This window comes from Ruegeria sp. AN6 (genome assembly GCF_056540425.1).
Genome location: NZ_JBQFWR010000021.1, coordinates 26538 through 48245, shown reverse-complemented (window position 1 = coordinate 48245; position 21708 = coordinate 26538). Strand labels below are relative to the sequence as shown.

The 21708-nt window shown below is 52.2% G+C and carries 18 protein-coding genes and 1 pseudogene; 7 read left to right on the top strand and 12 right to left on the bottom strand.

Annotated elements, in window-relative coordinates; genetic code table 11:
* Nucleotides 1–212: 212 nt before the first annotated feature.
* Nucleotides 213–1268 carry a ParB N-terminal domain-containing protein gene (locus ACR0MQ_RS21110; protein ID WP_170772306.1) on the bottom strand — a complete coding sequence of 352 codons (1056 nt, stop codon included), beginning with the start codon at nt 1266–1268 and terminating at the stop codon, nt 213–215.
* Nucleotides 1265–2575 carry an AAA family ATPase gene (locus ACR0MQ_RS21105; protein WP_170772308.1) on the bottom strand — a complete coding sequence of 437 codons (1311 nt, stop codon included), beginning with the start codon at nt 2573–2575 and terminating at the stop codon, nt 1265–1267. Before ACR0MQ_RS21105 ends, ACR0MQ_RS21110 begins: the two co-directional genes overlap by 4 nt.
* A gap of 375 nt (nt 2576–2950) precedes the next feature.
* Here ACR0MQ_RS21105 and ACR0MQ_RS21100 point away from each other — a divergent pair, with 375 nt between their 5' ends.
* From ACR0MQ_RS21100 to ACR0MQ_RS21090, 3 genes are all read left to right on the top strand, one after another.
* Nucleotides 2951–3649 carry a hypothetical protein gene (locus tag ACR0MQ_RS21100; RefSeq protein WP_170777127.1) on the top strand — a complete coding sequence of 233 codons (699 nt, stop codon included), beginning with the start codon at nt 2951–2953 and terminating at the stop codon, nt 3647–3649.
* Between the two features lie 1158 nt (nt 3650–4807).
* Nucleotides 4808–6505 carry an ABC transporter ATP-binding protein gene (locus ACR0MQ_RS21095; protein WP_480610607.1) on the top strand — a complete coding sequence of 566 codons (1698 nt, stop codon included), beginning with the start codon at nt 4808–4810 and terminating at the stop codon, nt 6503–6505.
* A 7-nt stretch (nt 6506–6512) separates the two neighbouring features.
* Complete coding sequence (locus tag ACR0MQ_RS21090; RefSeq protein ID WP_480610604.1) at nt 6513–7424, top strand: glycosyltransferase family 2 protein; 912 nt, start codon at nt 6513–6515, stop codon at nt 7422–7424.
* Between the two features lie 266 nt (nt 7425–7690).
* On the opposite strand, the gene ACR0MQ_RS21085 is transcribed toward ACR0MQ_RS21090, so the two are convergent.
* Nucleotides 7691–8296: an IS6 family transposase gene (locus ACR0MQ_RS21085; RefSeq protein WP_170772316.1), complete on the bottom strand. Its 606-nt coding sequence runs from the start codon at nt 8294–8296 to the stop codon at nt 7691–7693.
* A 293-nt stretch (nt 8297–8589) separates the two neighbouring features.
* Here ACR0MQ_RS21085 and ACR0MQ_RS21080 point away from each other — a divergent pair, with 293 nt between their 5' ends.
* On the top strand, nt 8590–9627 hold the full coding sequence (locus ACR0MQ_RS21080) for a glycosyltransferase family 4 protein (RefSeq protein WP_170772318.1): 1038 nt from the start codon (nt 8590–8592) through the stop codon (nt 9625–9627).
* 89 nt (nt 9628–9716) lie between these two features.
* Nucleotides 9717–10083: pseudogene (locus ACR0MQ_RS21075) on the top strand (transposase); the annotation flags it as partial.
* Nucleotides 10084–10112: 29 nt separating this feature from the next.
* Here ACR0MQ_RS21075 and ACR0MQ_RS21070 read toward each other — a convergent pair.
* Nucleotides 10113–10772 (bottom strand): helix-turn-helix domain-containing protein, encoded by a 660-nt coding sequence (locus ACR0MQ_RS21070; RefSeq protein WP_480610600.1) that lies wholly within the window; start codon nt 10770–10772, stop codon nt 10113–10115.
* Nucleotides 10773–10880: 108 nt separating this feature from the next.
* Between ACR0MQ_RS21070 and ACR0MQ_RS21065 the strand changes: the two genes are divergently transcribed.
* Nucleotides 10881–11885 (top strand): helix-turn-helix domain-containing protein, encoded by a 1005-nt coding sequence (locus ACR0MQ_RS21065; RefSeq protein ID WP_170772320.1) that lies wholly within the window; start codon nt 10881–10883, stop codon nt 11883–11885.
* An 8-nt stretch (nt 11886–11893) separates the two neighbouring features.
* Here the strand turns inward: ACR0MQ_RS21065 and ACR0MQ_RS21060 are convergent, their stop codons facing one another.
* The 7 genes from ACR0MQ_RS21060 to ACR0MQ_RS21030 all read right to left on the bottom strand — a co-directional run bounded on the left by ACR0MQ_RS21060 (nt 11894) and on the right by ACR0MQ_RS21030 (nt 19207).
* Nucleotides 11894–12454, bottom strand: a complete 561-nt coding sequence (locus tag ACR0MQ_RS21060; RefSeq protein ID WP_170772322.1) for an aminomethyltransferase family protein — start codon at nt 12452–12454, stop codon at nt 11894–11896.
* On the bottom strand, nt 12447–15392 hold the full coding sequence (locus tag ACR0MQ_RS21055; RefSeq protein ID WP_480610595.1) for a sarcosine oxidase subunit alpha family protein: 2946 nt from the start codon (nt 15390–15392) through the stop codon (nt 12447–12449). The genes ACR0MQ_RS21060 and ACR0MQ_RS21055 overlap by 8 nt, the downstream gene beginning before the upstream one ends.
* Complete coding sequence (locus ACR0MQ_RS21050) at nt 15389–15676, bottom strand: sarcosine oxidase subunit delta (protein WP_480610592.1); 288 nt, start codon at nt 15674–15676, stop codon at nt 15389–15391. Before ACR0MQ_RS21050 ends, ACR0MQ_RS21055 begins: the two co-directional genes overlap by 4 nt.
* Before the next feature lie 11 nt (nt 15677–15687).
* Complete coding sequence (locus ACR0MQ_RS21045) at nt 15688–16938, bottom strand: sarcosine oxidase subunit beta family protein (protein WP_170772329.1); 1251 nt, start codon at nt 16936–16938, stop codon at nt 15688–15690.
* A gap of 207 nt (nt 16939–17145) precedes the next feature.
* Complete coding sequence (locus ACR0MQ_RS21040; RefSeq protein WP_170772331.1) at nt 17146–17952, bottom strand: iron chelate uptake ABC transporter family permease subunit; 807 nt, start codon at nt 17950–17952, stop codon at nt 17146–17148.
* Nucleotides 17952–18692 (bottom strand): metal ABC transporter ATP-binding protein, encoded by a 741-nt coding sequence (locus ACR0MQ_RS21035; protein WP_480610589.1) that lies wholly within the window; start codon nt 18690–18692, stop codon nt 17952–17954. Before ACR0MQ_RS21035 ends, ACR0MQ_RS21040 begins: the two co-directional genes overlap by 1 nt.
* Nucleotides 18693–18694: 2 nt before the next feature.
* On the bottom strand, nt 18695–19207 hold the full coding sequence (locus tag ACR0MQ_RS21030; protein ID WP_170545968.1) for a Fur family transcriptional regulator: 513 nt from the start codon (nt 19205–19207) through the stop codon (nt 18695–18697).
* Nucleotides 19208–19263: 56 nt separating this feature from the next.
* Between ACR0MQ_RS21030 and ACR0MQ_RS21025 the strand changes: the two genes are divergently transcribed.
* Nucleotides 19264–20376 (top strand): zinc ABC transporter substrate-binding protein, encoded by a 1113-nt coding sequence (locus tag ACR0MQ_RS21025; protein ID WP_480610586.1) that lies wholly within the window; start codon nt 19264–19266, stop codon nt 20374–20376.
* A 134-nt stretch (nt 20377–20510) separates the two neighbouring features.
* On the opposite strand, the gene ACR0MQ_RS21020 is transcribed toward ACR0MQ_RS21025, so the two are convergent.
* Nucleotides 20511–21638: an amidohydrolase gene (locus ACR0MQ_RS21020; RefSeq protein ID WP_037321331.1), complete on the bottom strand. Its 1128-nt coding sequence runs from the start codon at nt 21636–21638 to the stop codon at nt 20511–20513.
* Between the last annotated feature and the right edge of the window lie 70 nt (nt 21639–21708).

Here is a 21708-nt window from a genome sequence, read left to right as displayed (position 1 = left end):
AGGCCGCACTGGACGGTGCGCCCATCCAGGCCGCCATGCGCCTGTCACTGCACCGCTCCCTGGCCCAGGCGCAGAAATACTACGATGACGTCGATATCGCGGAGAATCCAGCTACAGACCTGTTGGGGTGAGTTGGGGCTAAACGAAGAAGGCGGTAACCCATGGGTTACCGCCATTAAAATCAAAAAACGTAAGCATGGGTAACCCGCGGGTTACTTCTCGTTCAAAACAGCTTCGAAAGCTTCAACCGCCCTCTGGAGCTTAGAGCGGTCAATCGAACTAAAGTCTTGACCGGACAATATTCTGCACTCTCCCTTTCGCGCAGTGATTTTTGAAGCGCCCACATGAAACTCATACTTCACGCTCTCGACTTTCTCACGTCGCTTGCCTTTACCCCGTTCAGAATCAGTATCCGCCAAGAAAGCATCAAGCACCGCGTTTTGCTCATCAGCTGTGGATGCGCGCGCCAACACATCTTTTAACACAGCAGCTGAACCCGACGAAGCTCGAAGTTTCCGCGCAACCTCAACGCCAAGATTTCTGGAGACACTCTTAGGAAACGGCAACGCGCCATCAAGTTCATTGAGCAGGTAAACAAAGCTACGAATATAAGAGCGTTTCATCTTGTGCAGGGATGAGTAAAGCCTTCCGACCAAAGCTTCTGCATCCCCTGCCCCCAGCTCAGAATCGTTGGAAGCAAGAATTGCCACTTGCGCCATCTCAGCAAAAGTCAGGTCCTCTCGAACAACGTTCTCTTCAACCATGTCAATGTAAAGGTCGATGCGATCACTCTGGGACTCAGCAACTCGCGCTGTAACACTGGAAAACCGTTCATCACCGGTCTCCTCATATAGCTGCTTAAGAGCAGTTACTCGTCTCCAACCCTTTTTGAGCTGGAATCGACCATCTGAATCCTTATAAAGCTCTATGGGCTCCTTCTGGCCGCGTTCCTGAATAGAAGCCTTGAGTTCATCCATCTCATCCGAACTTGCGACGGCCGATAGATCCAAGCGATCTCTTGGAAGATCTGTCGTAAGAATTTCATTGATGCTGACCGCAACCAAAACTCGCCCCTCGTCACGAGCTTTGCGATACTCCTTGGCATCGGAGGCATTTTGCCGTCGCTGTTCGACACGGTTCTCAGTGCTTTCATTTAAACTGTTTGCTGTCTCGCGTACCGCAGCCCCCATTGGGCCCACTTCGCGGCGGCGTGTTTTCTTGAGGTCATCTTCATCAATCGGAGTGAAGCCAAATTTGTTACCGCTCATTCTACCCGCTCCTCAACTTTAGTACGCGCCTCCCAGGCCCGTAGGACGACGTCCTTAAATTCACTGTATGCATTATCAAAGGACAGGCGCGCCCGTTTCCATGTGTCCCGAGTCATTTGCCTATAGTCCTGCTCGTAGACAGACATCTGGAACCTACCAGATTGCTCGACCGCACGTGTCATTTCGATGGGATTTTGACAGACATCGGCCCCGAAGACATTTTTGAAAGCGTCCATCATCGCCACATGCAGAGAGTTGCTGGCCTCGAAGCGAGTCATGAGAACACGTATGTCATCGAACCTTTTAGGAAGAGTGATACCAGCATCCTGCGCAATACGTTCGAACCCGTTGGTTATGTCTTCCAAGGCGTCGCCAAGTTGACCAAGATAACTCGTTGTGCTGTCGTACTCCCAATAGCCAGGACCAGAGGGAATGTAGAGGATATCAGCGGCAAAGGCCGCATTCAAAGATTGGTATCCAATTGCAGGCGGACAATCGAAAACAATCAAATCATATTGGTCGTCTGGCAACTCATCGAGATATCTTGCGACGCATCCAAAAAAACTCCATGCCTTATGAATGGACCTATACTGGGCGGAAGCAAATTCAACGAAGGCGGCGTTCGCGCAGCTCGGAATGATGTCAATCGTCGACCATGAAGTTCTTTGAATGAAATCCTGAACACGCTGTGCGCCGATCGACTGAACATCTTCTGGCAACTCGTCGGCAGTAGGGTAGGGGCAATCTGCTGGATCATCATATTCGTCCGCGATCCGGTTCGCCTCACGGCAGAGGTCGCGACACATAATGCCCCAGACAGTGTTCCACTCTCTTACTTCAGCCAGACCCATTGAATGAGTGAGTGTCGCCTGGGGGTCAAAATCCACCACCAAAACACGATAACCATCAAGCGCGGCCGCATTCGCCAAATGCTGAGCAACGACAGTTTTGCCGACACCACCCTTAAAGTTCGAAACCGCCACTCTCATAGCCCGGCCTGCCGGCCTTTGAGGCAGTAGGCTCTTACCCCTAAATCTCAGACGCCGTCTCAGCTCATTAATCTCAGCAAGAGAAAACCATCTTTGCCGTCCATCATCTTCAGTCGCACCTTGCGGAAGAGACGGGTCTTCGGCCAACTTCTTTCTCAAGGTGTCCGCCGGGACATCAAACATGAACTGGCTAATTTCCCAGATTGAGAACGGTCGAAGAACTTTCTCGTCTGCAGGCGAGAAGGTAGCGCGGCGGACGGCAGCCTGTTGAGCCAGGCTTCGTTCGTTCATAGCTTGAAGGTCGGTGTGGTCACGCATGATGTTGCTCTTGTTATATAACGGTTATCTTTTAATAACGCGATTTTTGGAAACTGCAAAACGTAAAGAATAGAAATTCCGCTTTTTTGCCTATGATCCGTTAAATACGGGAAGAAATTCGAATGCCAGGCTACGTTTTGGTGACAAGCATTAATCACTAACTAGATATATGGTGACATTCACCCCCTAATAGGGTGACATACTACATGTCACCTATTACCTATTAACCGATTTTTCTTTTGATTTTGAAAAAAGAAGTGGGCATCCTGCTTTTCAAAGTTCGTTGACAAACTACGGGATTTCATCACACTGAACTCAATTGATGGAATCGGACAGCAAAACCGATCCACTCGAGGCACAGTGGCAGTATAAAAAATGGAAATAAAACGATTTACAGGACATCAGGCCGGTTCACAGAAGTACGATCTACTAACTGCAATCTCTGTTGCGGGATTAAGTGGTACACCCGGTTTTCAAAATTCAATGATGCGGCTCATTGCGTTAATAACCGCCCGATACAACTGGCGCACTGATGAGCTGACGGTCGGACAAAAAGAAATGGCCCGCCTCTGGTCCGTGGACCAACGAACCGTCAAGCGAGAAATTAAGCGGTTGACGAATTACAATATGCTTCTTCAGCTTAGGCCCGGAGTTAGAGGCCGTGTCGCGGCGTACCGACTCAACTACGCGGAAATTTATCGCCTAAGCAAACCAGTTTGGCAAAATGTTGGTTCTGATTTTGTATCACGCATGGAAATGCAAATTCCAAAACCGTCCGAAAAGGTCGTTCATGTTCAATTTGGTCAAGAAAAACAATTAGAAGTCGAACCTGAGAGGCAAGATCTTCAAAGTCCGTGGGGTAGGGCGCTCCAACGCTTATCAGAGTCAGAAATGTTGTTGTTCAAATGCTGGTATCGTGACCTTCAACTTGTTGAAACCCAAGATCAGACGATCACCTTGCGTGCGCCAAGCAAGTTCATTGCACAGTACATTCAGTCTCACCATTTGAAGCCTTTGCTTGGAGCTATCCAACTTGAATTTGGGCGAATTCAGAAGGTGCGTCTGATAGGCTAACTAGACCATGCCGTTGCTTTGCTTGAATTTGTTTGAATTAAACCAGTCAGATTTTCAGATTGAAACAAGTAGAGAACCGTTCTTTGTCGCAGTCGTTGGTCGGAATGTTGCAGCTTCGTGCGTTTATTCCAATTGAGGCTTGGTCTGTAATGATATTAGGTAAAGTCTTGTGATCTATTTCAATGGCGCGCTCCACCCATTATCTGTTATCCTATTCGCGCTCTACTTCTGCGTTCGAAACGGCTTTTCCTATCGTGATCTAGAAGAAATACCGGCTGAAAGTAGTGTTAAGGTCGAACATGCGAGGATGAACAGCTGGTTAGTAATGTATTCATCCTTGGCGGGTCGCAAATCAAAGAAGAGAACAAAATCTCCAAGCAGGATCACCGGCTCATCAAGCAGCTTACGAGGCCCATGCTTCGCTTTGAAAGCTTCACCCCGGTTGTTGCAGACATCGAAACAGCAAGTTTGATCGGTAAGAGGCCGCTGAGATGTTCGACAGGCGGATTCCGCTAATTTGCAGAGCTCGCTGGATAATTGAACCTAATCAAAGTGATAGCTTTATTTCTCTGCTATGTTTGCGACAGCTCCACAGATTCTACTTGGTACGGTTGAGGTGAGCCCATTTTCGGATCAGACTTTCAGAATCGGATGCAACATGAACCCGATCAGCACAACAATATTGTCGCGTTTTAGTCAAAACCAGCTAACTCTCCGTCTCTAGGGGAGGGGGGTCTGGGCGCAAGTTCAGACCATCTTACATGGGTGCGATCCAGAGTTTTGGGTCAGTTGGTTTCAACATTTGAACGAGGCCGAAAGGGTAGGGGCCCAGGCTATGCTTGTCGCGCCTTCTTGTTTATTGCCCATTACATTGCTTATAAGTGGTCGGGGCGGGTTTTGGCGGCTAATACCCGTGTCGACCCACCGATCAGGACATTGCACATCGAAACCGTGGAATAAGGCGGAATATCGCGTGGGCTTGCCCAATAGAGAGCGGGCGACTATCTAGCGGACACGATTTATGAGTCTGTCATAACAGACATGTCTCGATCCTGATCACAGTGGGCATGTGCATTGCAAAAGATCAAATCAAAGTTTGCGGCAGTACTAAGCGATTCCGTCTTGTGGCGTTTGCTGTCAGAGAACATGCGGGAGCAAATGCTGCCGTATACCATTGCAATTATCGCGATGGTGTTTGTGGCGGGGACTACAGCTGGTATCGCGTTCATCATGCGCGATGTCGTTGACTCGCTGTTCGACAGTGAAAATTCGGCCAAGATCTTTGGCGTTTCGATGGCCGTGTTTACTATTTTCTTGGTTAAAGGTGTCGCCACCTACGTCCAGGTTGTAGCATTGACCCGCGCTGGGAACCGGATCGTTTCAAAACAGCAGATCAAGCTATATGACAAGCTTTTGCGGCAGGGCGTATCTTTCTTTAACCTGACCGAAAGCTCGGATTTGTTGTTGAGAGTGACACAGTCAGCACAGGCTGCGCGGACGGTTATCGAAATAATGGTCACGACCGCCGTTCGAGACATGCTTACATTGATTGGTTTGCTTGCCGTGATGTTCTATCAGCAACCAGTCTTGTCCCTCTTTACACTAATAGTCGGCCCGCTGGCGATTCTGGGGGTTCGGGTGCTGCTTCGTAAGGTCCGCGATATTGCGGATATGGAACTGCAGTCGATGGGCGCGATCATGAAAGTCATTCAGGAGACGTCGGCCGGAATTCGGGTGGTCAAGTCCTTTGGACTAGAAGAACGCATGGCCGAACAGATGAATTCGGCAGTTAAAAGCGTCGAAAAACGCCGTAATAAGCTTGCTCGCTTGCAAGCGGCAACCAGCCCATTGACTGATATTCTGGCAGGATTTGCGATTGCGTCGGTCATCGGGCTGAGTGCAGGTAAGTTGTTTGGTGCAGCGGCCTCTACCCCGGGCGAACTGATGTCATTCGTTACCGCTGTGATGATGGCGTATGAACCTGCGAAGCGTCTGACCAAGGTGCGGGTGAAGATGGAAGTGGGTTTGCGGCGTGTTAAAATGCTATTCAGCATGCTGGACGAGCCGGAAACCCTGCCTGAGGAAGTTAATCCCAAAGCGTTGCCGGATGGGCCTCGCAAAGTCGTGTTTGACGATGTTGTATTCGGCTACGCCCGGCGTGATCCGATCTTGAAGGGGCTATCGTTGACCTTTGAGGCCGGCAAGACGACCGCTTTGGTTGGCTTATCTGGTGGCGGAAAGTCGACCATTTTAAACCTTGCATTGCGCCTATATGATCCAAATAGTGGTTCGATTTCGATCGATGACCAAGACATAAAATACACCTCTTTCAAGACGTTGCGTCAGAATATGTCCTTTGTCGGCCAAGAGACATTTCTTTTCTCAGCGTCGATCGCCGACAATATTCGCTTTGGCCGAGAGGGGGCGACACAAGAGGACGTGATCGAGGCCGCCAAGGCCGCAAACGCCTATGATTTCATTATGACTTTGGAGCAGGGCTTTGACACCATGGTGGGCGAAAACGGAGCCTTCTTATCTGGCGGTCAGAAACAGCGCCTTGCGATCGCCCGCGCGTTGTTGCGCGATAGCCCCATTCTATTGCTGGACGAGCCGACGAGTGCGCTGGACTCAAAGTCGGAACATCTGGTGCAGGAAGCGCTAAGCAGGCTTACGGAAGGGCGTACAACAATTATCGTTGCGCACCGCCTTTCAACGATTATGCACGCGGACAAGATTGTTGTGATTGAAAGTGGAGAAGTGTTGGAGCAAGGGAGCGCCAAACATTTGTTGAAAGAACAAGGCCCTTTCAAAACCTTGTACGACCATCAGTATTCTAACGCAGTTAGCGCAGAGTGAGCTTGGTTTGACGCAGCAATCTGCAAGACGACCGGCGCGGCAACCACTGGCCGCGACCGTCATTATTCCAACTTACCACAGTTGGGATCAACTACAGATCTGTCTGGACTGTTTGGCTTCCCAGACCCTGAATGCCGATCAGTTTGAGATTATTGCGGTAAACAATGATCCGTCCGACCAAACTCCGTCTGAGTTTCGTTTGCCTGCAAACGCTCGTATATTGAGCGAGATAAAGCCGGGCTCATACGCGGCACGAAATCGCGGTATCGATGACGCGAATGCCGACCTATTTTTCTTTACCGATTCAGATTGTCAGCCTGACCCACAGTATCTGGAAGCTGGATTGAAGATAGCCCAGGATCACCCTGAGGTTGGGCGGTTCGGAGGCAATGTTGTTCTGATCCCTAACGGGGAAGAATGGACGACAACGGAATTGTATGACGTTCATCTTGGTCTGGAGCAGCAGAAGTGGGTTGAGCGTGGAAGAGCTGTTACTGCCAACCTGATTTTGCGTCGCATTGTGATAGATCAAGTGGGTCGGTTCAACGACAAGGTTTTGTCAGGTGGTGATATGGAATGGAACGATCGCGCTAAAGCTGCAGGCGAACCTATCCTTTTTGCTGCGGATGCCATCGTAAGACATCCAGCGCGTAGAAGTCTTAGTGAACACATCACCAAAGCCCGCCGGATTGAGGGCGCGCGTTTGCGCAGGAACGCGAAGCGTGGATTTGTGAATTACATACCACCCGTTCAAAAGCTGATCCCGTCGTTTAAGACCCTGAAAAATCTTCTTAGAAAATCCGATCTATCGACCCGACAAGCCCTTGGAGTTTGGGGTGTCCATTATGTTCTTCGAGTGGTGAAGATAACTGAAACTATTCGTCTGCTCTGGCTACGACGCGCCGATCAACGGAAATAGGGCTAAAAAGACTGATCTCTTAATGTACTTGGTTTAAAAACTCAAATTCTTAGCGAAACTAGGTTTTTGTGTAGTGGTCATAAGTAGAATATTTTGACTATTAAGACGCGTTGATGATTTGTTAGATGTTCAAAAGGCTTCTGTCGCAAACTTTATTGCATCTGTCAGACGGAGGGTTCTGTCGCAAACATTTTGGATGGTAAAGCATCATTGAAATTGGTGAACAGTTTACCAGCAAGTTCGGCGAATTGCTTAAACGGGCGGAGTCAGGGCGTGAATTGACCTTTGCGGATCATGTTGACCAATTCGATACCTGCTAGGACAGATGCGGCTGAAGCAAAAGATTTGAAACCGAGCACGGGCCTTATCCGTCGATTGATGAATCGATGGTCTTGTTCGATGATATTGTCGAGGTACATCCGCCTAACCATCTCAATCGGTATTGGGCAACCAAAGCCCTTCAGCATCTTGTTGATGGCTTTGATGCCGGCGGTGTTGGCCCCGCTTTTGTCGATGACGATCTTACGCGGCAGCCTGTTGATTTCGAGCGCGCGGGCGAAGAACTTTGTCGCTGCGGCTTTATCCCGGCGCTCGGATAACATGAAATCAAGCGTCTTGCCGAACTTGTCGATCGCTCGGTAAAGATAAATCCACTCGCCCTTCACTTTCACATATGTTTCATCCGAGCGCCACGAACGATCTGTCGAACGCTTTCTATACCGCGCTGTTTCAGCAATGAGGCCTGCATACCGACCGACACGGCGGTTTAGCGTTGTGTCATCATGGTCGACGCCGCGTTCCGCCATGGTTTCTTCCAGATCCCAGTATGAAACACCGCAGCGCAGGTAGAAGAAAACCGCGTGCAGGATCACGTCTTTCGGAAAATGCGCGCCTTAAAAAAAGATAGTCACGGTCTGCTCCTGTCATCTCAGCATGCGTAACCAAAACTGTGTTCGATCTGACAGGTAGGGGCGAATTTTGCGACAGAACCCAAAAAACTGACGATAGCTGACAATAAAAAATATCTCGTCCTGTGGGGCTTTTTACGGCCGTGTCAAATAGATACGAGGCGCCGCTCGCTCGCTCTTGTCATCGACCTAATGAATCGCTTTATTGCCCAAAATATTGCAACCATCTCTGAAGCAGATTCAGGCAGGAGCGTAAAGTGCATAATCTTGAGGTCATTGCGCCCAATCTGAAGCGAAGTCTTTCGGGGGTGACAACAACCATTGTCCGCTTACTGCCAATTCAAAAAGAGATGATCGGCATTCGTGCGACCGGACCGGGTCTTCCGAAGGACATCCCACATATAAGGCTCTGGAGAACATTGTTTTTGCCTCGCGATGTTAAGCGGGTCTGGCACGCGCGTCGAAATGCTGAAATGCTGATGGGCTTGGTGTTGACAACAATCTTCCGGCGAAACTTCAAACTACTCTTTACGTCAGCAGCCCAACGCAATCATTCTGCTTACACCAAATGGCTGATATCAAAAATGGATGCACTGATCGCAACAACTCCTCAGGCTGCATCGTTCCTGGATCATCCCGCAACAGTCATTATGCATGGTGTAAACACCAACTTGTTCCATCCTGAGGATGATAAAAGAGCTCTAAGAAACAAACTTGGAATTCCTCACTGTACATTGGTTGGTTGCTTCGGACGTATTCGCCCCCAAAAAGGTGTCGACCTATTGGTGGACGCAGCCATTGAAGTGCTGCCTGCGTTTCCAAATGTCGAAATTGTATTTACAGGTCGTACAACAAAAGAGTTTATCGAGTTTAAACAACAGCAAGAGAAAAAATTGCAATCAGCCGGCTTGGCGGAGCGTGTGCACTTCTTAGGTGAACGCCCATGGAGCGAACTCGTCGAATTATACCGTGCACTGGACTTGTTTGTTGCGCCTGCTCGGCACGAAGGATTTGGACTGACTCCTTTGGAAGCAATGGCTTCAGGTATTCCCGTCATTGCTTGCGATGGGGTAGGCGCCTTTAATGCCCAAATTGAAGATGGTGAGACAGGACGGCTGGTGGAGAAGGACAATGCCGAGGCTTTGGCCGACGCGCTTAGAGAAATGCTTTCAGACCGCGACAGACTAACGGTCAAAGGCCGTGCTGCCAGATGCCATGTCCAACAGAATTTTAGAATTGAGAGCGAGGCGAAGGCTATAGTTCAAGTGTATCGCTCACTACTAAAAGCTTCCTGACCACCTGAGTTTTGCCGAAGCTATTAGGGTCAGGATGCATTGATTTTCAACGCGCTGCATGATTCACGGCTCGGAAATGGAGTGGTGATATAAGCGACCTTTTCCAACTGACCGATGAGCAGATGGCCAAGTTTTCCGCTTTCTACCCAAAGTCGCACGGCAGGCCATGGGGCGATGATAGAAGGATACTAGGCGGGATTATCTTCATCAACCGCAATGGATTAAAGTGGCGAGATGCGCCCGAAGCCTACAGTCCGCACAAGACACTCTATAGCCTCTGAAAACGTTGGAGCGAGAAATGCATCTGCGTCCGAATGATGGTTTGCCTGGTTGCCGAACACGGCGAAGAAAAAACCATGATGATTGATGCGACTTGTCTGAAGGCACACCATATCGCGATCAGCATAGTCGCGAAAAAGGGGGCGTGGCCGCCTGATAGCGAAACTGCCCTCAGGACGCATCGATATTTTTAAAAATGCCATTGTTCAGTTTGTTTGAGGGTAACTGATGATCGAAATATAACGTGCTGGCAGATTCACCAATCTTTCTGGTCCGTGTGGAGCGTCGGCGTCGAAGAACAGGGTGTCGCCAGCTTTCAGCGGATAGATCTGATCCCCATGGCGATAATCTACTTCGCCCTCAAGCATGTAAATTGTTTCGATCCCGCCGTGTTGAAATGTCGGAAAAATGTCGGATTTGGCAGTGAGCGTGATCAAATACGGCTCCACGATTACGCCCGATCCGTTTGCACCCAAGTGTCCCAGTAAGTTATATTGGTGATTGGCGCGTGTCCCTTCGCGTTCAAGCTCCACCCCTTCACCGGCTTTTGTGTGGACGGCTTCTCGGCGTTCTTCGAACTGTCGGAAAAAACTTGTCAGCGGCACCGACAACGCATCTGCCAGCAATTGCAGGGTCGTCAATGAAGGAGAGGTGTTGCCGTTTTCGATTTTCGACAACATGCCGATCGACAAACCGGTTAATTGGGCCAAGTAGGCAACAGTGATGTTTTGCTGTTTGCGAAAGGCCCGAACTTCGCGCCCGATCGCAACTTCTAACACCTTCTCTCGTTCGCCTGCCCGAAAGGAATGCGGATTTTGCGTCAGATTGGTAGGCATTTCGGTGTCGCGATTTTCTGTTCTGGACATTCAGCGTATTGCTATACTTGAGTTGCCTGTTTCTGCAAACAAGTACCGTGCATCGCAACTTCGATATGGACTAATACATCAACAATATTTCCTGATAGTGAATGTATCATGCTGGCTGAAAAAACAATCGAGTTGGGAATTTTGCTGTTTGATGGGTTTCCGATGGCGTGTTTGACCTCTGTGATCGAACCCTTGCGGGCAGCAAATGAGATAGCGGGACAGGAGGCTTTTTTTTGGCATCTGGTTTCTGAGGCAGGGCAGAAAGTCAGGTCCAGCGCCAATGTTGGGTTCGAGGCCGACAGGCCTCTATCTGATTGTCAATCCATCGATATCCTCTTCATGCTCAGCAGTCCCGTCGCCGGATTCCGGGACCCAAAGCAGGGCAATGGTGCATTGCGCGCGCTCGCGCGACATGGAACCGTTCTTGGGGGTATCAGTGGTGGCGTTTTCCCTTTGGTACGCTCAGGGGTCATGACTGGGTGTCCGGTTTCCGTACATTGGTGCTATGAGGCTGCTTTTGAGGCCGAGTTTCCAGATATCGAGGCTCGGCGCGAGGTGATTGTATCTGGTGCTAATCGTTATACCGCGGCAGGGGCAGCCGCAGCCTTTGATCTGGCCCTGCATCTGATCCAAGATCGATTGGGTAGTGAGGTCGCGCATGAAGTGGCTTGCTGGTTCCAGCACCCGATGATGCGTGGAACGAGTGTAAAGCAACAGGTTCCGAATGTCCGTCAATCGGATTCCGGTGACAGATTGCCGCCGCTTGTTACCAAATCGATCGAGTTGTTCGCGGGCAGCGTCGGTCAGCCGATTTCGATCACCGAGGTCGCGCGTCAGACGGGTGTCACTCCGCGTCAGATCGAACGCGCATTCAAGCAGGCCACCGGACAAAGCCCCAGCCATTATTTTCGCGCGATGCGTATGAAGGCGGCGCGGCAGATGGTGGTGTATACAAAAGACCCAATCTCTGAAATTGCGGAAGCAGTCGGATATAGTTCTGTCGCACCGTTGGTGACACATTATCGCGCAGCCTTCGGCTTGAGCCCAAGCGAGGACCGCCGTCGGATCAACCGCTTTCGAGTTGAGGATAATGCTCCGCTGCCCTCAAGCTGAACTGCGTGTCAAAATGCGGATTTCATTGCGGTGACAATCGCATGTTGCAGAGATTGGGCTGAAGATCGCGGAGCGTATATACTGAACAAATCGGTTGACCGGCGCAGGAGGAAGCATACGAGGTGATGAATTGAGGTTCGTGCTGCGCCGCCTGTCGCCAAATTTCTGCAGTCCAGATTGCACAACAGTTCCAGCACCGACTGAACATCGGGACCTTTTAGATCAAACCGGGCCCAGGCATCCGTCTGTTCGGACACCGAAGCAGCATCTTTGGTGCCATCTTTCACCAATTCCGCAAGACCCTCATGACTTTCAAAGGGAGCCTCGACAATCCATTGTTCGGGTCCTGCCCAAAAGGCTATGAGGGTTTGTCCTGAAAACTGACCGATGCCAGGTGCCTTCTGCCCGATCAAAGCGGCCAACGCCGAATGAGTTTCGCCTTCACGCCCCAGGCGCGCCGCGACCGAAGCCAGCGCAACATCGGGGACTTCACTGCAGGTTACGCTGCCAATAGTGCAGGTTTCCGGGTCCGCTCCACCAAGTGCGGTTAACGCGATAAGATCATGCACGGAGCCGTTCTCCCTCAGGGTCGACAAAATGGGACGAAACAATCTCGACCTCGACGGTCAGATCGGTTAGCGGCGACACAAGGCGCATCTTTTCGCCATGACGGTCACGTCCGTTCTTCAGAAAGCCCAGACCGATATAGCAGTTCAGAGAAGGCGAGAAGGCGGCTGAGGTGACATAGCCCTGATCATGCGCTGCATCGACCGGACCGGATGCATCCATGAGATGCGCGCCAGCGGTGATCTTATCCGCGGTGTTCACGGGTTTGACGCCGACCATGTTCAACGCATCAGCCTCGTTCAGCCCTTCACGCTCTGACAGAACTGAGCCAATGCTATCTTTCTTCTTTGATACCATCCGACCCATGCCAAGGTTCAGTGCGGTGGTGGTCCCGTTTAGTTCGTTGCCCGCCGCATGACCTTTTTCGATCCGCATAACGCCCAGTGCTTCAGTGCCATAGGGCACCACGTTGAATTCTTCGCCTTCGACCATCAATCGTCGCATGAGGGCATCGCCATAGCGGGATGGGACCGCGATCTCGAATGCCAATTCACCCGAGAATGATATCCGGAACAGACGAGCACGTAATCCACCGCAAACGGTAATGTTGCCGCAGGCCATAAAGGGGAAACCGTCATTCGAGATATCGAATTCCGAATCCACTATTTTCTGCAGCAACTTACGTGAATTCGGGCCAGCAACGGCGTATTGTGCCCAGGCTTCGGTGGTCGAGATCAATTGCACGTCCATGTCCGGGAATAGGCATTGCCGGATAAACTCCATGTGCTGGTAAACTTTTACCGCATTGGCCGTCGTTGTTGTAACCACAAAATGATCTTCGGCCAGCCGAGCTGCGGTGCCATCATCCATTGCAATGCCATCTTCACGCAGCATAAGCCCATAGCGGGTTTTGCCGACGGCTAGCTTGGCAAAACCATTGCAATAGATCCGGTTCAGGAAATCCGCAGCGTCAGTGCCCTGTACATCAATCTTGCCCAGCGTGGTGCAATCGCACACCCCGACCGAGGCACGAGTCTGGCGCACTTCGCGGTCAACGGATTGCCGCCAATGCGTTTCTCCCGGTAACGGGAACCATTGAGCGCGCAACCAGTTGCCGACTTCAACAAACACGGCACCGCGCTCTTTGGCCCAGTGGTGTGATGGTGTCAGACGGGTGGGGTGAAATTCCTTCCCCCTCATACGGCCCGCAAAGGTTGCTATTGGCACTGGCGTATAGGGCGGGCGGTAGATAGTGGTGCCGACTTGCGGAATTGATTTCCCGGCGATCTCGGCCATAACTGCCAAGCCGCCCATGTTCGAAGTCTTACCCTGATCGGTTGCCATGCCCAGCGTGGTGTAACGTTTGAGATGCTCGACCGACTGGAAGCCTTCCTGATGGCTGAGCTTTACGTCTTTGACAGTTACGTCGTTCTGTTGATCCAGCCATGCCCGCGAACATCCTTGGACATACCAGAATGGCGTCTGAGTGACCGGAGCATCTTCGGCCGTTGGTATCGCGATGGCATCGCTTATCAAGTCAAGTGCGTGGGTGGCTGCTTCGGCACCGGATTTCAAGGCACCATGGGTGGACATGATGCCATTTGCGGCTCCGGCGACTGTCAGGCCCGGAGGCAACGTATCGCCGGGGACAAAGGCAGACAGGGTCTCATTCCAGACCGGGCGACCGCGTTGGTGGCAGGTCAGGTGCACATTCGGGTTCCAACCGCCTGAGATACCAAGCGCACCAACATCCAATGTGCGGTTTGAGCCGTCGGCCAATTTGACTTCGGCGAAAGTTAAGCCAAGACGCCCTTTGGTATCGATCACCTCAGCGCCGCGCAGCACCTCATAGTCACTGTTCAGTGGGGCCTCGGGCCGAACGTCAACAACGGCCGCGATTTTCACCCCTTTGGCGTGCAGATCGGCTGCGGTGCGGTGGCCATCGTCATTGTTGGTAAAAATAGCCACGCGTTGCGCGGGGGTGGCGGCGAAACGGTTAGCATAACTGCGCAGCGCTCCGGCCAGCATGATGCCAGGTCGATCATTGTTCTCAAAGGCAATCGGGCGCTCGGTTGCGCCCGCGCACAAGAGGGCGCGCCCAGAATAGATGCGCCATAGGATTTGACGGGGTTTGCCCTCGGATGGAGCGGACAGATGATCGCCTTTCCGTTCGACTGCCCCGTAAATTCCATGATCAAAAGCACCGATAACGGTTGTGCGCGGCATCAGGCGGACATTCGGCATCGCGGACAACTCAGCCACCGTCTGTGTAATCCAGTTTGCAGCGATGTCGTCGTTCAGCGAGTAAGTTTCGCTATTCAAACGACCACCGAGGGCAAAATCCTCATCCGCCAGTATCACGTCGGACCCCGCACGACCGGCGGTCAGCGCTGCCATCAATCCTGCCGGACCCGCGCCGATAATTAGAAGGTCGCAGTGCCTAAATCCCTTGTCATATTCATCAGGGTCTTCCTGCATCGACATGGTGCCCAGCCCTGCAGCCCGGCGGATAACAGGTTCATAGAGCTTCTCCCAGAATGCGGCGGGCCACATGAAGGTTTTGTAGTAGAAGCCTGCGGTCAAAAAATTTGAAAACCGATCATTGATCGCCATCGCGTCAAACCTGAGGCTTGGCCATCGGTTCTGAGAATGCGCTTCGAGCCCGTCAAACATCTCGATCGTCGTGGCCCGTGTGTTGGGTTCTTTGCGATTTTCCGTACGCAGTTCAACCAAGGCGTTGGGCTCTTCAGACCCGGCGCTCAAAATACCACGGGGGCGGTGGTATTTGAATGATCGCCCAATCAGGCGCACGCCGTTGGCTAGAAGGGCGGATGCCAGGGTGTCTCCCGGATGCGCTGTGAAGTTGCGGCTGTCAAATTTGAAATTCAGAGTACTGGTGCGGTCGATTTGGCCGCCGTTCAGCCGGTTGACTTGGGTCATTTGGAACGTCCTCGCATCCGGGCTACATCACGCGCCAACTCCACTTTTGAAATCTCATGCGTAACCGTATTGCGTGTCACGACGAGCCAGGATCGATCCCCCCCTTCGTGAAACCACAGCTCGCGGTGTTCACCGGCTGGATTGTCGCGCAGATAGGCGTAATCATTGAATGTCTCGGCTGCGTTTTCAGCTTGCCAGTCGGGACGGTCTATCAAAGACGCGTCACCCAGATACACGAACTCTGAACTGTCACGGGGACCCAGCAATGGATGTTGGATGATCATTTTTGGCTTCCTCAGTGCAGATTGGGCTGATTGCCCATACCTTTTTCGTCAATCATCCGACCGGTGCGAAAGCGGTCAAAGCGATAGGCGGTCGCGGTTGGGTGTGGCTCGTCCTTTGCCAGCAGATGCGCGAAACAATAGCCCGATGCAGGAGTGGCCTTGAAGCCGCCATAGCACCAGCCGCCATTGAAATAGAGCCCGTCGATATGTGTGCGGTCGATAATGGGCGACCCGTCCATGGACATATCCATGATCCCGCCCCACATGCGCAGCAGTCGCGCGCGGCCGATCATTGGCATCAGCGCCATGCCGCCTTCGCAGACATCTTCAACTACTGGCAGGTTTCCGCGCTGAGCGTAGGAGTTGTAGCCGTCGATATCGCCTCCAAATACCAAGCCGCCTTTATCGGATTGGCTGACATAGAAATGTCCCGCACCAAAAGTGATGACGCCCGGTAGAAGCGGCTTCAAACCCTCGGAGACAAACGCTTGCAGCACGTGGCTTTCAATCGGCAGTCGCATACCCGCCATTCCCATCAGACGCCCCGAATTCCCAGCAACGGCACAGCCAACCTTACCGGCCCCAATGAATCCTCTCGAAGTTTCAACGCCCACGCATGTGCCGTTTTCGATGCGGAATCCGGTGACTTCGCAATTCTGAATGATATCGACGCCGTGACTATCCGCCGAGCGCGCATAGCCCCATGCTACGGCATCGTGACGAACGGTGCCGCCGCGTCGCTGAGCCAGACCGCCTTTGATCGGGAAACGCGCGTTGTCAAAATTGAGGAACGGATACTCCTTGCGTACCTGTTCGGCATCCAGCAGTTCGGCATCCGCGCCGTTTAGGATCATGGCATTGCCGCGTCGCGTGAAGGCGTCGCGCTGTGCGTCCGAGTGGATCAGGTTGATAATCCCGCGCTGACTGACCATTGCATTGTAATTCAGGTCCTGTTCAAGACCTTCCCACAGTTTCAATGAGAATTCGTAGAAAGGTTCATTACCATCCAGCAGATAATTTGAACGTATGATGGTCGTATTGCGCCCAACATTGCCGCCGCCAATCCAGCCTTTCTCGATCACAGCAACATTGCGAAAGCCGTACACTTTGGAAAGGTAATGGGCCGTCGCCAGACCGTGACCGCCGCCGCCGATGATGACAATGTCATAGTTCTGTTTGGGTTCGGGATCACGCCACGCCGGTTTCCATCCTTTGTGACCGCTAAGCGCTTCTTTGATGACGGTGAAACCAGAATATCGCATGAATCAGACCTTTTTCCAAAGAATCGCTTTATTTTGGTGAATTGGATACTCTCAAATCCGACATCTATAGCCCTGAATCAGACCTGAATGGCAGGCTGTGACTAAGTTCTCTTTACGGTAGGGCAATTCTATCGAATGTGGGTGCCGGATACATCATGTCCGCCATGACTAAAGGAATGAAAAGCCTGCGCAGATCTTGCGTCGAACCTAATTGAGCTTGGATCGGTCGCGTGTTTGCAATCCGACGACGCTGAGGCAGGCAAATAGAATTGCGGCCACACAGACGATGGACGGACCGGCAGGTGTATCGAACATATAGGCCGCCCTTAGACCAGTGACCGCCGAGAATGCGCCAATAGCGGCGGCGATCAATGCCATCGATTCCGGTGATCGCGCCAAACTTCGAGACGCTGCAGCAGGTATGATCAGCATTGCAGCGATTAAAAGAACACCCACCACCTTGATTGCCACTGCCACTGTTATGGCAAGCGCCAATGTCAGGATTAACTGCTCGCGTCTGGGATTGAAGCCGCTGGCATATGCCAGCTCTTCGTTTAACGTGGCCGTCAGTAGGTGAGACCAGCGCCATGCGATCAGCGCTACGACAAGGACGGCGCCGCCCCAGATTACAAGCAAATCGGTACGCGATACGGCAAGGATATCGCCGAAGAGGTAGGCCATAAGGTCAATTCGTACGCCGGACAGAAAGGAAACGGCGACGAGGCCAAATGCGAGGGCGGAATGCGCCATAACACCTAGCAGCGTATCCATCGCATACCCGCGCCCGGACAACAGTGTTACGGTAAACGCCATCGCAAGCGCAACAGCCAATGCCCCGGTAAAGACTGACAACTGAAATGTCAGCGAGAGCGCGATCCCCAAGATTGCGGCATGCGCCGTGGCATCTCCGAAATACGCCATCCGACGCCAAACGACAAAGCAGCCCAGCGGGGCTGCGGCGAAAGCCACGCCAACGCCTGCCAGCGTTGCGCGTGTCATAAAATCATCAAGCATTATTCTGCCGCTTCTTGAGAGGTTTCACAGTGATCGTGATCATGGTCATGATCATGCCGATATAAGGCCAACGCACCGCCTGTTCCGGTCCCGAACAGAGCCCGGTATTCCGGGGCCGAGGCCACCACAGCGGGGGAGCCTTCGCAACACACGTGTCCGTTCAGGCAGACCACGCGATCTGAAGCGCTCATGACCACGTGCAATTCGTGGCTGATCATCAGAATGGCGCATCCGGTTTCGCGCCTGACTTCTTCGATCTGGTGATAAAACGCAGCCGATCCCGGTTGGTCGAGTCCCTGCGTTGCCTCGTCCAATAGCAATACATCTGGTTGGTTTATCAGGGCCCGCGCCAGCAGCACGCGCTGAAATTGCCCACCTGACAATTGCGACATCTGTCGTTTCAGCAGATCTGGCACCCCGGCAGTTTCGAGCGCTTTCTCGCATTTTACTTTGGAAACGCGATCGGTCAGCCGCATGAACCTCTCGACCGAGATTGGCAGTGTCGGATCGATGTGCAGTTTTTGAGGCACATATCCAATTTTCAATCCTGGTTTCAATGAAACCTGTCCTGCGGCTGGTTTTGTTGCACCAATGATGGCCCTCAACAGGCTGGTCTTGCCTGATCCGTTGGGACCGACGATGGTTACTATCTCTCCGGCCTCGACAACCATATCTACATGTCGCAGAACTGTATTCGCGCCGTAACGTACGCTGAGATTCTCAACGGAGATCAAGCTCATTTCTACGCCTTTTCAGTGCAGCTGGGGCAAAGCCCTTCGGCTTCTACAACCGTTCGCTCTATTTCAAAACCCGTTGCACGTGCAGCTGCGCCAAGTATCCCCTTGGCTGGTGCAGACTGCGCTTCGGCCACAGCGTCACATTTTCGGCAGATCATGAACGCCGGCGAATGGTCTGCTCCGGGATGAGAACACGCGACAAATGCGTTCAAACGTTCTATCTTGTGAACAAATCCATTTTGGACAAGAAAATCAAGCGCACGGTAAGCCACTGGTGGCTGCGAACCAAACCCTTCCTCGCGCAGCGCATCAAGAATTGCATAGGCCCCCAAGGCTCGATGCTCCTGCAGCAACATCTCAAGTACTTTTCGCCGCACAGGCGTTAACCGCAACCCTTCTTTTTTGCACCGAGCTTCAGCTGTGGTCAGCGCAGTCTCAACGCAATTTTTGTGATCGTGTTTATGAAACCCAACAAGTGCGTCGTCGCAAACAGGATTGGGAGTGGCTTCACTTGTCATGTTATTCCATATCATGTATGTCGCTCGCAATGTTATAAAATCACACTGAGGGTCCGATGTCCAGAAAGCTGCTCTTACAATCGATCACCGCTGCGTTAATGGGTGGAACAGCCATGGCGGATGCCCCAAAGGTGGCCGTCGACATTGCACCCGTCCACTCGTTGGTAGCCCGTGTTATGGAAGGTGTTGGAACACCTGATCTGGTCATCCCAGCGGGCGCATCGCCGCACGAATACAACCTGCGTCCCTCGGAAGCTTCTGCACTGCAAGAGGCTGATCTGGTGTTCTGGATTGGCGAGGATCTGACACCCTGGTTGGAAGGCGCTGTCGAGACACTCAGCGACGGTGCCACGGTCACAACGCTTCTGGAATCGGATGGAACGGTTCTGCTTGATTTCCGTGAGAACACATTATTCGAAGCACATGACCATGGGGATCACGATGACCATGGTCATGATGATGATCATGCGGAAGACGAAAAGCACGATGAGCACGATCATGAAGAAGAGCACGCACATGATGATCATGGCCACGATGATCACGATAGCGAAGATCACAATGATCATGCGGATCACGATAGCGAAGATCACGATGATCATGCGGAACACGATGATCATGACCACGACGATCATGCTGATCATGACGATCACGGGCACGGCGAGCATGATCCTCATGCCTGGCTTTCACCGGCGAATGCAGAAATCTGGCTGAATGTCATTGCGGCCCAGCTTTCTGCCGCTGACCCTGACAACGCTGGTGCATATTTTGCAAATGCAGCTGCAGCGCGCGAAGAAATGGCAGCATTGTCAGATGAGGTAGCTGAAACACTGAAACCAGTTCAAGGCGGTCGTTTTATCGTATTCCATGACGCCTATCAGTATTTCGAGGACGCCTTTGATTTCCGTGCTTCCGGCGCAATTTCTCTTGGCGATGCAACCGATCCCAGCCCGGCGCGTATCTCGGACATTCAGGGGCGTATCCGGAAAGAAGGTATTGAGTGCGTTTTGACTGAGCCGCAATTCAACCCAGGAATTGTTGCAACTGTTTTAGACGGTACAGAAGCAAAGACTGCCGTAATTGACCCGCTGGGCTCTGACCTTGATCCCGGGGTTGAGCTTTATCCGCAAGTCATTCGCAATTTGGCAAACTCACTGGCTGAATGCCTGTGATCCAATTGAACAGCCCAACCGTTACCAATAGACGGTCGGGCTGAACATCCGCAAGCGTAACCAAATACGTTAATTGTCAGGATGTCGAACAGCACAAGCCAAGGGTGGCGGCTTGTTAAAAAGACGCCATCAAATTAGGTGCTCTGATGGGCGAGATTGACCCAGAACGCGACACCGTGATCCAGTGCATCGTCGTTAAAGTCATAAGACGCGTTGTGCAGGGGCATCGCAGCCGGACCGTCTAGTCCGTTACCCATCAGGATGAACGCGCCGGGGCGGTGTGTCAGAAACTCGGCAAAATCTTCAGAGAAACCTACTTGACCAAATTCCGCATCTACCGAACCTACCTCGCGCGCAGCACTGACGATGGTTGCAGTGGCTTCAGGGTTGTTCTTGAGCGGTCTGAAAGATGTTGAGTATTTTAGCGTCGCCGCGGCACCTTGCGCGGCACACACGCCCTCCACAATAGCACGCATTCTGGTCTCGATAGTGGCAGACACCTCGCTGGAAAAGCCACGGCAATCCCCCCGCAACACCACGTTGCTTGGCAGAATATTACGTGCTCCATCTGTGAGGAATTCAGTGACAGAAACGACCGCATGTTTGCTTGCCGGTAACGACCGAGATACGATCGATTGTAGCTGCAGCACAATCGCCGAGCCCGTCACGATAGGATCAATTCCTTTGTCCGGCATCGAAGCATGACCGCCTTGGCCAGCAATCTGAATCTCAAAATTGTCCTCGAACGCACAAAACGCTCCCGACTGCGTTGCAAAATGACCAAGCGGCATACCAGGCATATTATGCAGTCCAAAAATCGCGGACATGGGAAATCTGTCGAAAAGTCCATCCGCAATCATCGCGGCGGCTCCATTTCCGTTCTCTTCGTCGGGCTGGAATATGAAATGTATGGTTCGCTTTAGCGTCGGGTCATCCGCAAGCTTTAGGGCCGCACCCAATAGCATTGTGCTGTGCCCATCATGACCACATCCATGGAACTTGCCTGGGGTGTCTGAACGATGGGCAAATGTATTGGCCTCGTCTATTGGCAGCGCGTCCATGTCGGCGCGAAATCCAAACGCGGTTCCCTCTGGGCCTCGGCGCAGCGTTGCAACAAGGCCGGACTTACCTATACCACGCGTGACCTCCAGGCCAGCTTGTTCCAATTGCTCGCCTATCAGGCGGGGCGTTCTGACAAGGTCAAAGCCGATCTCTGGGTGCGTGTGCAAGTCACGACGAAAGCGGGTGAGGTCAAGCATCATGAAGGCCTTTCTTGGATAGATTTCACAGCGGTTGAACATTGTTTTGGCCAATCACGCTGTAGGTCCCGCA